The following is a 12,966-nucleotide window of genomic DNA, read 5'->3' on the forward strand; positions in this document are numbered from 1 at the left end:
AACTCTAATACTTTTTATTCGGTTTTCTTTGGTTTTTTGATATCTGGGGGAGGTTGTACTTTCGTCTTCTTTGTTGGGCTAGCCTGCGTTTGCTTTAATGCTTTGTTGGAATTTTGTTCTTGACTAGACATAATACTAAGTTTTAATATCTCCTACAATCTCATCTACATTACAAGTATAATTGATTACACAAATATATCATAGAGAATTGAAGTTTAACTAAAAAAAGTTAGTAAATAATGTTACCTTTCTCGCAACCTCCACTTTTAACGGTATAAATACAAATCTTAATAGGTATCTGTTCAAAAAATTATGCTTGAGTTGAGTCTAAAGGCTCAAGTTTACCTCAAACCATACTTTAATGAATCTTTATTTTAATTACGTATTTCTTTAGTGGCATTTCCTTAAAAAATTAAATAAGCTAATAACAAGTATTCGGAGTTTAAAAATGGATATTATTCAAAATATTAATGAAGCATCTACATTTGCAACAGTAGGCGCAGTGGTAGGAGTGACTGTGTATCACAGTATTGGAGGTGCAGGCCTAGCAATCGGAGGAACTGCTTATGGAATAGGTTTAGTAGGATTTGCTGGGACTGGTGCAGTTGCTGGATTAGCTATTTACGGGATAAAGAAGTCAGTTTTTGGATAATTAAGTTCGCTTTCAAATTGGTTTTAAATTGACTAATCATGCAAATTAAAAGAATAAATTTAAAACCCCTGTTTTGAAATAGTTTTGGATGGAAAAGTAATGATATTAGATTTATATAGGCTTGGTAAAGAAATCGTCCAAGATGCCAGTAAATTATTCGACAACACACGCCATAGTGGTAAACATGATTTGGGAGAAACAGTTTTACGTGACAGCTATAATCGCGAGTGGAAAATAAAGGTTCGCCGCACAGGTAATCGCGGACGCTACCTTAAAATCTATTCCTATCCAGATTACAAACAAAAGCTGAGAGCATCAGCAGATAAATACAAATCATATTTACAAATTACTTCTGATGAATGGGAGGTTTTTTATCGGACAGCAGGAGGAGTAAAGGATTCTCGTGCTAGGGCTATTTTAGACAAGTTAGTAGGAATTTAAGACTAGAAAGCGAGCTTTTCTGAAAAACCCGCTTTCTAAACACAAGTGTCATATCACAAGGACAAATGTAAATTTAAGTAGAGACGAAGCTGTTATTTCTAAGAATCTGTTGATAGTCAATTCTCTAAGCTTAGTCCTTCAACTTGCAGCAAGTCAGAATCATTAGAAACCAGAATTAATCCGCGTGCGATCGCTGTAGCCACTATCAATACATCAGCCTCTTGTATTTTCCTACCCTTTCTTTTTAAATCTGCATGGATTTCACAAGCTTTTTCTATGATTTCTAAATCATCTAAAAATAAAATTCTATAAATTAGACAGAATTTATTTAAATCAGATATTTGTCTGGTAGCATTCGCATAAAGCAATCCTCGTTTTGATTCAAAATAGGTTATACAACTTATAAATACATCTTCTCCCAGAAAACGTACTTCCTCTAGCTTACTATTTACCTTTTGATTCTTCTTCAAAATAGCCGTTAATATATTTGTGTCGAGAAGATAGCCCATTTATTTCTATCTCCTTTCTACTGCTGCATCAAACATCTCTATTTGCTCTGGTGTTAAATCATTTAATGTCCCCGAAACTGCCTCTATTACTAAAATACTATCAATTATGTCTGTTAATTCACCATCAGAAAGAGCATTTATAAATTCTGATGAAAACTTATCCAATAAAGTAGCTAAATGTTGAATAATTTCTTGTTTATCTAATCTTTCCTGATAGAGATTATTACCTTAAATTAACTTATCCACAGTTTTTGATAACCGTGCGATCGCTATATCTCTTTTCCCCGAAACTTCCTGCATAACTTCCTCTCAATTCGTAACTGATTTATTCAATTATAGTTAATCTTCCTCAGCACTCCTCTACGTTAAAAAAAAGGCGGGCTTTTCAGCCCACCCCATACTATTTTGAGAATATTCTGTTGCTATTAACCCAACAATTGTTTAGCCTTAGCTAATACATTATCAACGCTAAAACCAAACTTCTCTAAACAAACACCGCCTGGAGCCGAAGCACCAAAGCGATCGATACTAACGCAATCGCCTTCAGTACCCACATATTTGTGCCAACCGAAACTGCTACCAGCTTCTACAGACAAACGTTTGGTGACAGCTTTCGGCAGAATCGACTCTTTATAAGCCGCATCCTGCGCTTCAAACAGTTCCCATGAAGGTAGGGAGACGACACGAACTTTCTTACCTTCAGCCTTAAGTTTTTCGGCTGCACCAACGGCGAGGCTGAGTTCTGAACCAGTGGCAATCAGGATGAGATCAGGTGTACCTTCGCTATCCACCACGGTGTATCCACCCTTGGCTACGCCCTCAACCGATGTACCTGCCAAGTTGGGTACGTTTTGACGGGTGAGTGCCAACAGAGACGGAGCATTTTGCTTCGCTTTTTCGATCGCTACTTTATAAGCGCCAGAGGTTTCGTTACCGTCTGCGGGACGAAACACTAATAAATTAGGAATAGCTCGCAAGGAAGCTAGAGTTTCAATGGGTTGGTGTGTCGGGCCATCTTCACCTTGTCCAATGGAATCGTGAGTCATCACCCAAATCGAGCCAGCTTGGGAAAGGGCGGATAAGCGGATTGCAGCACGCATATAATCTGTGAAGATCAAGAAGGTAGCACCGTAGGGAATTAATCCTGAACTGTGCAGCGCTATACCATTACAGATTGCGCCCATAGCATGTTCCCGCACACCAAAGTGGATGTTGGGGTTTTCGTAGTGCCCTTTTTGGAAGTCGCCCTTGCCCTTGATTTCGGTCAGGTTGGAGTGGGTTAAGTCAGCCGAACCACCAATCAATTCAGGTAGTACCGCCGCCAGTTTGTTGAGGCAGGTTTCTGAGTGTTTGCGGGTGGGTAGTCCTTTGTCTTCGGGGGTGTAGGTGGGTAGTACCTTATCCCAACCGTCGGGTAGCTTGGCGCTTAGGTAACGCTCAAATTCAGCCGCTTCTTGGGCATACTTAGCTTTGTAGTCCGCAAAGGTTTTGTTCCATTCGGCTTCGTAGCTTGCGCCGCGCTCCACTGCTTTGCGTGTGTGGTTGAGGGCTTCTTCAGGTATTACGAAAGGCTCGTATTCCCAACCCAAATTTTTCCGAGTCAATGCTATTTCATCTCCACCAAGGGCAGCACCGTGAACGCCAGCAGTGTTTGCTTTATTGGGGGAACCGTAACCAATAATGGTTGTTACTTTGATGAAAGAAGGCTTATCGGTGACAGCTTTGGCTGCTTCAATTGCTTTAGCGATCGCTTCTAAATCGGTATTGCCATCTTCGACGTGTTGGACGTGCCAACCGTAAGCTTCAAACCGCTTGGAAACATCTTCGGTGAATGCCACATCTGTGGAACCGTCGATGGAAATGTGGTTGTCGTCGTACAGAGCGATGAGTTTGCCTAATCCCAAGTGTCCTGCGAAAGAAGCAGCTTCCCCGGAAATTCCTTCCATGTTGCAACCGTCACCTACAATTACGTAGGTGTAATGGTCAACAATCTTGGTATCGGGTTTGTTAAATTTTGCGGCAAGGTGCGCTTCGGCGATCGCTAAACCAACTCCATTGGCAATTCCTTGACCCAAGGGGCCAGTGGTGACTTCCACGCCTGGGGTCATGAAGTTTTCGGGGTGTCCGGGGGTTTTGGATTCCCATTGACGGAATTGTTTGATATCTTCAATGCTTACACTGTCGTAGCCTGTCAAGTAAAGCAGGGCGTACTGCAACATCGAGCCATGACCGGCAGATAAGACAAAGCGATCGCGGTTAAACCATTTGGGATTCTTGGGATTAAACTTCAAAAAGCGATCCCAGAGGACAAAAGCCATCGGAGCCGCGCCCATTGGTAGTCCTGGGTGTCCCGACTTTGCCTTTTCTACGGCATCAATAGCCAAGAAGCGGATCGAGTTAATAGCCAGTTCTTCGACGGACAATTCTTTGGCGGATTGGGTTGCAACAGTCATAATCTCTTGTTTTTAACGACGGGTTAGCACTCTTCGTAGCTTCTCTTGCTGGGGTTATTTTAGATTCCCCACAGTATCCTCATCATCCCATTCCCGCTTGTCGATGGACAAGCGGGATCTCCTGAGTTTCTGGTGATAAATCAAGCAGATAATTGGGTCATGCTGAACGCTTACTTTATATCGGAATGATATTTCTGATACTTTTAGCACAGTCATCTCAGGAGAGCCGACCAGCAATAAAATGGGAAATTTTTAGACGTATTTCTTAAAGGCCAGTGTGACATTATGACCGCCAAACCCAAAGGAATTGGATATTGCCACCTCGACTTTTTGAGCGCGGCTAGAGTGAGGCACGTAATCTAAGTCACACTCTGGATCGGGATTTTCCAGGTTTATTGTCGGTGGAATTTGGTCATTAGCGATCGCTAGTACTGTTGCGACTGCTTCAATACCTCCAGAACCGCCCAATAAATGACCTGTCATCGATTTGGTGGAGCTAATTGCCACCTTATAGGCATATTCTCCCAAAGCTTTTTTGATTGCTGAGGTTTCAGTTGAATCATTAGCTGGAGTACTAGTGCCGTGGGCGTTAATATAGCTAATTTGTTCGGGAGTTATGCCAGCATCTTTAAGAGCTAGTTCGATCGCTCTAGCGGCTCCGAGTCCACCGGGTACGGGGGAGGTGATGTGGTAGGCATCACAGGTCATGCCATAACCGATCATTTCGGCATAAATGTGAGCGCCGCGACTTAGGGCGTGTTCTAGTTCTTCGAGAATTAAAATTCCTGAACCTTCACCCAAGACAAATCCGTTGCGATCGCGGTCAAAGGGACGGCAAGCATGAGCCGGGTCATCATTGTTAAAAGAGAGTGCCTTGCAAGCGGCGAAACCAGCTATCGATAAGGGTGTGACAGCTGATTCCGTTCCTCCGCAAATCATCGCCTGGGCATATCCCCCTTGAATTAAGCGAAAAGCATCTCCAATGGCGTTAGAACCAGCGGCACAGGCAGTTACAGGACAAGAGTTTGGCCCTTTAGCACCCGTGTGAATTGCCGTTAATCCTGCGGCCATATTGGCGATCATCATCGGAATCATGAATGGACTACAGCGATCGGGGCCACGGTTGAGGTAGATAGTTTGCTGGTCTTCTAATACCTTAATGCCACCAACCCCAGAACCGATCATCACACCTACCTGTTCTGCATTCAGGTCATTGATCGCTAACTCCGAGTTAGCTAGAGCCTGTTTTGCTGCCGCAACCCCAAATTGGGAAAATCGATCCATGCGCTTGGCCTCTTTGCGCTCCAAGTAATCATGTGGATCGAAGTTTTTTACCTCACCAGCAATCCGGCAATCATGGCGAGACGCATCAAATAATGTGATGTAGTCAATGCCATTGCGTCCACTCAATAATCCATTCCAATATTCTGTTGCTGTGTTACCTATAGGTGTAATCGCGCCAACACCAGTTACAACAACGCGTTTACGTGTATGATCTGTCATGATTCAGTTAAAAATGGCGAAAAAGCAGCAGGCAAAAAATTTGAGGTTAGCGACTAGGTACTGGTGAGCCAGCGCGGTCTTAAAGGTTTCCTTTACGAGCGACTGGCATCGGATTTGCTGACTTCAAGTGACTGTCGTTAACGTCAGCATTAGTGACATTAGCAGCGTCAGGCGAAGAGTGGCTAGATATTAGAGAAAAATCTCCCCAATCCCAATCCCCAATTCCAATCCCCAGTTAAGCTGAGGCGGTAACTTTGTTATTAATGTAATCTACTGCGTCTTGAACGGATGTAATCTGCTCGGCAGCTTCGTCAGGAATTTCGATATCAAATTCTTCTTCCAAAGCCATCACCAACTCAACGGTATCGAGAGAATCTGCTCCCAGGTCTTCCATAAACTTGGCTTGTGGTGTGACTTTCTCTGGGGGATCAACACTCAGTTGTTCGATAACGATTTTCTTGACCTTTTCAAAAAGTTCCGCTTGGCTCATAAATAAAAGTCCTTAACCACTTGCTACGATCTGCTCTTTAGAGGAGACATTGTTTTGAGCATATACATCTTATCGTCAAGCGCGATCGCCCGCATACTTCCAAGGGTTTTTATGTTAGAAAACCTCTCCCATTCCTAAAATAAATGGGGTAACTTTTCTCTTAACACTTGAGCAGTAGAGCGTGCTACGCCATCGCCGATACCGTGTAAATGTTTCGGTTTTCCAATTATTGCTAAAATTTTTTACAATGTCTCGATCAGTATTTACAGCCTGGCTAGCAGTTAAGAATATGTAGATGCCGCGACCCTTTAAGCTTCTAGGTTAAAGGTAGCTAAACGTCAAACATCATAACTTTAGTGCTAACAAGGGAATGATAAAACAGTTATTGTTTAGAGCGATCGCTCTAACCCAAACATACTTCTATGCTACCTCAGACACTGAAATACGCTTACTTCCCTGGTTGTGTTGCTCAAGGGGCCTGTCGGGAACTTTACCAATCAACTCAAGCGCTTACCCAAGCATTAGGCATTGAACTAGTTGAACTTAAAAAAGCTGCTTGCTGCGGTTCAGGCACATTTAAAGAAGATTCGCAACTGCTAGAAGATACAGTCAACGCCAGAAATATTGCCCTAGCAGAAGAATTAAATCTGCCCTTACTTACCCATTGCAGCACTTGTCAAGGTGTTATCGGTCATGTCAACGAACACCTGAAGGAATGTAAGACTTCTAACCCTGTCTACATGGAACAGGTTAATGGCTTGCTAAATAAAGAAGGCTGTTCGCCTTATCGCGGCAGTACTGACGTTAAACATCTTCTTTACGCCTTAGTAACAGATTACGGTTTAGAGGAAATTACCAAACGTGTCACCCGAAAGTTAACTGGATTAAAATGTGCGGCTTTTTATGGCTGTTATCTCCTCCGCGCCCAAAAATCTATGCCTTATGACGACCCCTTCCAACCGGAAGCAATGGAAAATATGTTTCGGGCGGTGGGGGCAACACCAATTTATTACCGAGGGCGGACACAGTGTTGTGGTTGGCCGCTTGCTAGTTATGCTACTACCCAATCTTTTAAGATGGCGGGGATGCATATTCAGGACGCTTTAGCATCTGGGGCTGACTGTATAGTTACACCTTGTCCTCTGTGCCACTTAAATTTAGATTCGCGTCAGCCAGAGGTAGAAAAGGTGATTGAACAAAAGCTAGGTTTACCAGTGTTACATTTACCCCAGTTGATTGCTTTGGCACTTGGCGTTAGTCCAAAAGAACTGGGTTTAGACCGTCACATTGTTTCCACAAAGCCAGTGTTGGAAAAATTAGGATTTTAGTTTATGGAGTACAAGGGGCTTAAGTCCCTTGTCTGGTTAATTGATTGGACTTTGGATAGTAATAATTGTTTTGTTGAAGAAGAATACAGAATGGGACGTGCAAGATTCACGCCCCACAAGAGTTATTTTGAATTTGGTTATGTAATTTAGATAACTTTCAGCTTAATCATTGCTATTTTTGAATTGACGTTGCAATTGTTTTAGCGATTGATACATATCTGGCAGGCGACCATAAACAGCACATACCTTGAGATACAGTTTGTAAGGAAGGGCTGGAGTTCCGCAGACAACTTCTCCTGGTGCAACATCGCTGTGAATTCCAGTTTGAGCAGATGTCATCGACCCATCTCCCATCTTCACTTGATTGACTATTCCTGTTTGTCCAGCTAAAATAACGCGATTTCCCAGTTTAACACCTCCGGCCATGCCAACCTGACCTGCGATCGCACAGCCAGAACCAATTTGGCAACCGTGACCTATTTGCACTAAGTTATCAATTACTGTGTTGCGACCTACTCGTGTTTCTCCGACTGCTGGGCGGTCAATGCCAGTGTTGCAGCCAACTTCCACGCCATCTTCTAAAACTGTACAGCCTGATTGTTCCATTTTGAACCAACCAGTCCGGCTGGGAACAAAACCAAAGCCTTCTGCACCGATGACAGCACCACTGTGAATAACGCAATCTGCACCGATGCGGGTGCGTTCGTGGATGGTACAGTTGGCGTGTAAAATGGTGCGATCGCCGATTTTGGCATCTGGATAAATTACTACATTGGGATGAATGATTGCACCATTACCAATTTCTACCCCTTGTTGAATCACAGCATGGGGGCCAATATAAACATCACTACCAACTTTTGCGGTGGAGTGAATCACAGCGGTAGGATGAATTTCTGGGGTAGGGCGATATGGTTGATAAAAAAGGGCGATCGCTTTGGCAAACAACAGTCGTGGATCTGGGGTTGCTAGCCAGACAATACCCCTCTCTTGTGCAAGCGCCTGTAATTTTTCGTCCTGGGGCAAAATTAAAGCACTAGCATTGGTATTGCCGACAAAAGATTTAAATTTTGCACTTTCTACATAACTGAGCGTACCGTTGGTAGCTTCATCAATGGCTGCTACCCCTGTAATTTCTGGGTCTTGGTCTGGGTTACTATTCAGGCTATGATTGGTAGCCGCGTCACCAAATTGACGGAGGATTTCGCTGAATTTCATTGTTGGGTGTGTTCAAAGTTGATCTACAATTGCAAGATAATTTTCCCTCTTTATGTTCCAATAGAATAATTTTGTAAATACGTAGTGATAAAACCAATCAGACTGTTCCTAGCTTCTGGTTGGATTACTTTACTGACATTCTTCTGTTGATGGCTCTCGTGAGCTTACTTTCACTGAATCTTGTCTCAATAGCGTCTTGAGGCGTTGATTATCTTCGGTAGCGATCGTTTCACCATAGTGATGAAGTTGAAAAAGCTGGCAATACCGATTTTGTTTGGCGCAAATCAAGCAGCCATAGGCATGATTGCCGTTACTACCGCATAGCCGATGTCCCATCACCGGGCCGAGAGAAATATTTTGCTCGCTAGCGACAGTGCTGAGAATTGAGCGCAGTTTTGACTCGAACTCTAATGACAAGTATTGCTTACGTCCTGGTTGTGTGCGATCCCATTCTGGAACGATTAATTCTTGTTTCAATAGACTCGCTTCAATCTCTTCAGACATCACAAGCCCGGACAGAATAACGTGACGGGAAACGTGAGGCAATAATGTACGTGCTAATTGCCACATTAAGGCTTCATCAAACCACTCTTCAACCAGTGGACGCAGATACCAACAACAGGGAATGCCAAGGTTTACTAAATCTTGCAGCAACTGTACCCGACTCTGAATTGAGGCTTGCTCATAGCCTGGTTTCAAGGGAGGTAGACTAACAAAGACAGTGACTCGAAGGGAATGAGGTCGCTCTAGAGTTTTTTTGAGGTGTTCTAGAAACGATTGACCAGGATGGACTTTGGTAGTTATGTAGACGATGTTGGCAGCTTTGCGGTCAATTAGTGCATCCAGAATTGATAATACGCGTTCTCGATGGGCTGGAATAAAAGGATCAGAGTAATCGCACAGTGAAATTGGAAAGCCCTTTTGTCCCTCCTGGGTAGCAAAAATGTAGTCTAGCAAAAGATCAAGTAGGTCAACCGGAGCTGAGACATCCTGAAAGTTTTGTGGATAATGATGCCAGTCACGGTCTTGATGGCAGACACAATAGGCACATTCAATTGGGCAACGGTTCTGGACATTTGGTAGAAATGGATTGAGGCTGAAGTATTTTACAGCCCTCTCCTCATCAGGAATACCAAGCACTGGAAAGCCATGCAGCATATACTGGCTTCCCTGCAACGTAATTTCAGACGCAGCATTTTTATCAGTATTCATATATTTTTTATGAAAAAAGTAATACACCCGGAAAAATTTGTCTTCTCTAGGGTGGCTGGTGTGAATATAGAGTGGCAAGGTGGGAAATGCTGGAGGATTAGTATTAATTTTGATAAGTAAATATAGTTAAGTAGCGATCGCTTGTTCCTAAAGAACTGGTAAATAAGTTCAGGTTAACACGGAGAAAAATCTCCGCGTCTTTGTGTCACTCCAAATCCATCAATTTTGGATCGGCAGACTATTCGTGGCCAGTCGCCATTGCCAAGCCTGCTAAATACCCGGTTGTCCAAGCACTTTGGAAGTTAAACCCACCGGTAACGCCATCAATATCTAAGATTTCTCCGGCAAAATAAAGACCAGGAACTAACCGACTTTCCATCGTCTTGAAGTTTACTTCTTTGAGCTTGACACCGCCACAGGTAACAAATTCTTCTTTGAAGGCTCCTTTACCGTTGATTAAATATTGTCCCTGAGTAAGTTCTTGCACAAGTTGATTTAAGGTTTTACTAGATATTTCTGCCCAACGGTCTTCTGTGGTAATGCCTGCACGGGCAATGATATATTGCCAGAGACGATGCGGGAGATCGACGCCACGATGCAATGCGATCGCTTTCTTTCCCCATTCATCTTTAACTGCTAAAACTTTTTCTCGCACTTGTTCTTGGTGCAAATTAGGCAACCAATTAATTAATAATGTGGCTTGATAGCGCTTTTCGTGCAGAACTCTCGCACCCCAAGCAGAAAGCTTCAAAACAGCCGGGCCACTCAAACCCCAGTGGGTAATTAGTAATGGCCCAGTTTGTTGCAATTGGGATTTCCCGCCCGCAGATAACCTTAATTGAGCAGGATTAACGCTAACTCCCGCCAATTCCCGCAACTTTTGATCGACAATGTTGAAGGTAAATAACGAGGGTACTGGCGGTTCAATCTGATGACCTAACTCTCGAACAATTTTATAACCCGCAAGGCTGCTACCAGTTGCCAAAAGTAGGCGATCGCATTTAATTGTCTCTCCCGACTTCAGAAGAATATCAAAAACCCCATCTGCTGTGGTTCGTTTCACCGAAGTTACATGCGTACCGATGCGGAGTTTTACCCCAGATTTTGCCACCGATTTAATCAGACATTCCACAATGGTTTCTGAAGTATTGGTGACAGGAAACATCCGGCCATCAGCTTCCGTTTTGAGATAGACTCCACCAGCAGCAAACCAAGCTACTGTATCTTGAGGCCCAAACCGAGTCAAAGCACCCCGCAAAGCTTTTGCACCTCTGGGGTAATTTTGCACTAACTCCTCCGCCTCAAAGCAAGCGTGAGTTACGTTGCAGCGTCCGCCACCAGAAATTAGCACTTTCGCTAGGGGTTGACGGCTGGCTTCGAGTAAAGTAACTTGGGCATCAGGATTGGCTTTAGCACAAGCGATCGCGCCAAAAAATCCTGCTGCCCCACCCCCAATCACTACAATTTGTAACGGTAACAATTTCAAAAATGTCTCTTTTACAGCACCTACTTTCTAGGCTAGCTGTTATTTTTACTCTTCATCAGGTTCAAAGTCGTCTTTTGTTGCACCGCAAGTTGGACACGACCAATCTTCTGATATATCTTCAAAGGCTGTTCCCGGTGCTATGTCGCTATCTGGATCGCCTTCTACTGGGTCATATATATAGCCACAAACAGTACATTTATACTTTGCCATGTTCCTTTCCCCTCGTAAATTGTTGGCATTGCTTTTCTATTAAATACTTTTGGCAATGAGTCAAAATAGGCAAGCTACAATTCTTAAACGAGACTACGGGATGAAAATCAAACTGCGTCGCAAAGTCATTTGTCATTTGTCATTTGACTAAAAACGCCACCATGTCCTTTGAGCGTAACTAATAATTCCGATCGCGATCGCGCCAAGTAGCAGTAGCCAAATAATTCCACCTGGGATAAAAGTCAGAATACCAATACCTCTAAGTACCCAGACGGCAACGCTAATGCCGAGAAGTATACCAAAAATCTGGATTAATTTACGATTTAAAGAAGATTGACTCACCTAATTTTCCTCTCAACTCAACAGACATTACACTTGATATTGATAATTAAAATATGAAGTTACGATGAAGTTGTAGTTTCATCAGAAATAACACGTAAAACCGAGAGATACTATCCAAACGTTAGGGCAAAGTACTTGATGTTAAATCGTGTTTGTGCCATTCTAGCTGTTAACAACGCAGTTTTTCATCTACAAGTATTACTTTAACAATGCTCACTGGAGTATTAATTATGTTAATTGTAATAAGAAACACAGTTTTTACAGTAAAGTAACTGAAATGATGAGCAAAAAATCATCCTTTCCGGAAAAGATAAGTATTAAACTGGAACTAATTTAATAATGGGTTGGATCTAAATCAAGTTTTATGGCTTGTAGTTTCAACTCTATTTAGGTGGATGAGTTGAGGAGTAACTTAATCATTATGTCTGCGTCTTATATATCAGATTCAATTATTGCAGGTTCAGATATGGCTTGGAGTCAAGACAAGCAAAAGTTGCTGGTACAGGGTGAAATTTTGCTAGAAACGCGATCGCACAAGATATCGGGTGGCGCGGTGACAGCTTGGATGTATTTGCCGATGGTGCGATCGCACGTTTGGCAGCAATTAACTGATTATCCCCGCTGGGTACAATATTTTCCCGATATCACCAAGAGTGAGGTAATACATAAAGGTGAAGTCAAACGTCTGTATCAAGCAGCACAAAAAGCCTTCTTCTTTTTTACGGCTCAAGTGGAAATTTACCTCAATGTTGTAGAAGTGCTGGGGCAGCAAATCCAATTTCGCATGGTAAATGGGACTTTTGAGGACTTTAACGCCAATTTAGAACTACAAGATTGTGGTAATGGCACAATACTTGCTTATACTGTGCAAGCGACACCTTTAATTCCGATTCCATCTATTTTTATTCAACAAGCGATGAATTTAGAGTTGCCTGCAAATATGCGTAAAATGCGACAAGTTATGTGTAAAAATCAATAAAAAATTCCGGCGCTGTTGGTTTCAAAACTGAAAAGAAATAAATTATCCATCTTGTGGGGTGGGCATCCTGCCATTGGTGTCAAGTTAAGAAAATTAGAGTTTTGTCAAGTGGGTAAAACTCAATGGTTAAACTGAACACAATGGTG

14 protein-coding genes are annotated in these 12,966 nt (G+C 42.8%); 4 read left to right on the forward strand and 10 right to left on the reverse strand.

Translation table 11 applies throughout. From position 1 onward, the window contains the following. Nucleotides 1-448: 448 nt before the first annotated feature. Together V7K44_RS00925 and V7K44_RS00930 are read left to right on the forward strand one after the other, a co-directional pair. On the forward strand, nt 449-652 hold the full coding sequence (locus V7K44_RS00925; RefSeq protein WP_334922441.1) for a hypothetical protein: 204 nt from the start codon (nt 449-451) through the stop codon (nt 650-652). Between the two features lie 99 nt (nt 653-751). Then, entirely contained in the window at nt 752-1,093 is a 342-nt protein-coding gene (locus tag V7K44_RS00930; protein ID WP_334927737.1) for a hypothetical protein, read from the forward strand. Between the two features lie 116 nt (nt 1,094-1,209). Here the strand turns inward: V7K44_RS00930 and V7K44_RS00935 are convergent, their stop codons facing one another. From V7K44_RS00935 to acpP, 5 genes are all read right to left on the reverse strand, one after another. After that, the gene (locus tag V7K44_RS00935) at nt 1,210-1,602 is read right to left on the reverse strand and encodes a PIN domain-containing protein (protein ID WP_334927739.1); all 393 of its coding nucleotides are present in this window, start codon (nt 1,600-1,602) and stop codon (nt 1,210-1,212) included. Nucleotides 1,603-1,608: 6 nt separating this feature from the next. Beyond that, nucleotides 1,609-1,767 carry a hypothetical protein gene (locus V7K44_RS00940; RefSeq protein WP_334927741.1) on the reverse strand — a complete coding sequence of 53 codons (159 nt, stop codon included), beginning with the start codon at nt 1,765-1,767 and terminating at the stop codon, nt 1,609-1,611. A gap of 260 nt (nt 1,768-2,027) precedes the next feature. Beyond that, the gene (gene tkt, locus V7K44_RS00945) at nt 2,028-4,055 is read right to left on the reverse strand and encodes a transketolase (protein ID WP_334927744.1); all 2,028 of its coding nucleotides are present in this window, start codon (nt 4,053-4,055) and stop codon (nt 2,028-2,030) included. A gap of 252 nt (nt 4,056-4,307) precedes the next feature. Further along, complete coding sequence (fabF, locus tag V7K44_RS00950) at nt 4,308-5,558, reverse strand: beta-ketoacyl-ACP synthase II (protein WP_334927746.1); 1,251 nt, start codon at nt 5,556-5,558, stop codon at nt 4,308-4,310. A 235-nt stretch (nt 5,559-5,793) separates the two neighbouring features. Continuing rightward, nucleotides 5,794-6,048, reverse strand: a complete 255-nt coding sequence (acpP, locus tag V7K44_RS00955; RefSeq protein WP_334927748.1) for an acyl carrier protein — start codon at nt 6,046-6,048, stop codon at nt 5,794-5,796. A gap of 422 nt (nt 6,049-6,470) precedes the next feature. Here acpP and V7K44_RS00960 point away from each other — a divergent pair, with 422 nt between their 5' ends. Then, nucleotides 6,471-7,376 (forward strand): CoB--CoM heterodisulfide reductase iron-sulfur subunit B family protein, encoded by a 906-nt coding sequence (locus V7K44_RS00960; protein WP_334927750.1) that lies wholly within the window; start codon nt 6,471-6,473, stop codon nt 7,374-7,376. A 162-nt stretch (nt 7,377-7,538) separates the two neighbouring features. Here the strand turns inward: V7K44_RS00960 and lpxD are convergent, their stop codons facing one another. The 5 genes from lpxD to V7K44_RS00985 all read right to left on the reverse strand — a co-directional run bounded on the left by lpxD (nt 7,539) and on the right by V7K44_RS00985 (nt 11,841). Then, on the reverse strand, nt 7,539-8,591 hold the full coding sequence (lpxD, locus tag V7K44_RS00965; protein WP_334927752.1) for a UDP-3-O-(3-hydroxymyristoyl)glucosamine N-acyltransferase: 1,053 nt from the start codon (nt 8,589-8,591) through the stop codon (nt 7,539-7,541). Nucleotides 8,592-8,720: 129 nt separating this feature from the next. Beyond that, nucleotides 8,721-9,803 carry a hypothetical protein gene (locus V7K44_RS00970; RefSeq protein ID WP_334927754.1) on the reverse strand — a complete coding sequence of 361 codons (1,083 nt, stop codon included), beginning with the start codon at nt 9,801-9,803 and terminating at the stop codon, nt 8,721-8,723. Nucleotides 9,804-10,041: 238 nt separating this feature from the next. After that, a complete protein-coding gene (locus V7K44_RS00975) occupies nt 10,042-11,283 on the reverse strand; it encodes an NAD(P)/FAD-dependent oxidoreductase (RefSeq protein WP_334927769.1) in 1,242 nt (413 codons plus the stop codon). Nucleotides 11,284-11,334: 51 nt separating this feature from the next. Further along, the gene (gene rd / locus V7K44_RS00980; protein WP_334927756.1) at nt 11,335-11,499 is read right to left on the reverse strand and encodes a rubredoxin; all 165 of its coding nucleotides are present in this window, start codon (nt 11,497-11,499) and stop codon (nt 11,335-11,337) included. 147 nt (nt 11,500-11,646) lie between these two features. Further along, complete coding sequence (locus V7K44_RS00985) at nt 11,647-11,841, reverse strand: hypothetical protein (protein ID WP_334719259.1); 195 nt, start codon at nt 11,839-11,841, stop codon at nt 11,647-11,649. 421 nt (nt 11,842-12,262) lie between these two features. On the opposite strand from V7K44_RS00985, the gene V7K44_RS00990 reads away from it, so the two are divergent. After that, on the forward strand, nt 12,263-12,820 hold the full coding sequence (locus V7K44_RS00990) for an SRPBCC family protein (RefSeq protein ID WP_334927759.1): 558 nt from the start codon (nt 12,263-12,265) through the stop codon (nt 12,818-12,820). Nucleotides 12,821-12,966 lie beyond the last annotated feature (146 nt).

This window comes from Nostoc sp. (assembly GCF_036917235.1).
Classification (GTDB): Bacteria; Cyanobacteriota; Cyanobacteriia; order Cyanobacteriales; family Nostocaceae; genus Nostoc.

Coding starts and splice junctions, on each gene's coding strand:
- V7K44_RS00925 (WP_334922441.1), top strand. CDS start 449: ATGGATATTATTCAAAATATTAATGAAGCATCTACATTTGCAACAGTA.
- V7K44_RS00930 (WP_334927737.1), top strand. CDS start 752: ATGATATTAGATTTATATAGGCTTGGTAAAGAAATCGTCCAAGATGCC.
- V7K44_RS00935 (WP_334927739.1), bottom strand. CDS start 1,602: ATGGGCTATCTTCTCGACACAAATATATTAACGGCTATTTTGAAGAAG.
- tkt (WP_334927744.1), bottom strand. CDS start 4,055: ATGACTGTTGCAACCCAATCCGCCAAAGAATTGTCCGTCGAAGAACTG.
- fabF (WP_334927746.1), bottom strand. CDS start 5,558: ATGACAGATCATACACGTAAACGCGTTGTTGTAACTGGTGTTGGCGCG.
- acpP (WP_334927748.1), bottom strand. CDS start 6,048: ATGAGCCAAGCGGAACTTTTTGAAAAGGTCAAGAAAATCGTTATCGAA.
- V7K44_RS00960 (WP_334927750.1), top strand. CDS start 6,471: ATGCTACCTCAGACACTGAAATACGCTTACTTCCCTGGTTGTGTTGCT.
- lpxD (WP_334927752.1), bottom strand. CDS start 8,591: ATGAAATTCAGCGAAATCCTCCGTCAATTTGGTGACGCGGCTACCAAT.
- V7K44_RS00970 (WP_334927754.1), bottom strand. CDS start 9,803: ATGAATACTGATAAAAATGCTGCGTCTGAAATTACGTTGCAGGGAAGC.
- rd (WP_334927756.1), bottom strand. CDS start 11,499: ATGGCAAAGTATAAATGTACTGTTTGTGGCTATATATATGACCCAGTA.
- V7K44_RS00990 (WP_334927759.1), top strand. CDS start 12,263: ATGTCTGCGTCTTATATATCAGATTCAATTATTGCAGGTTCAGATATG.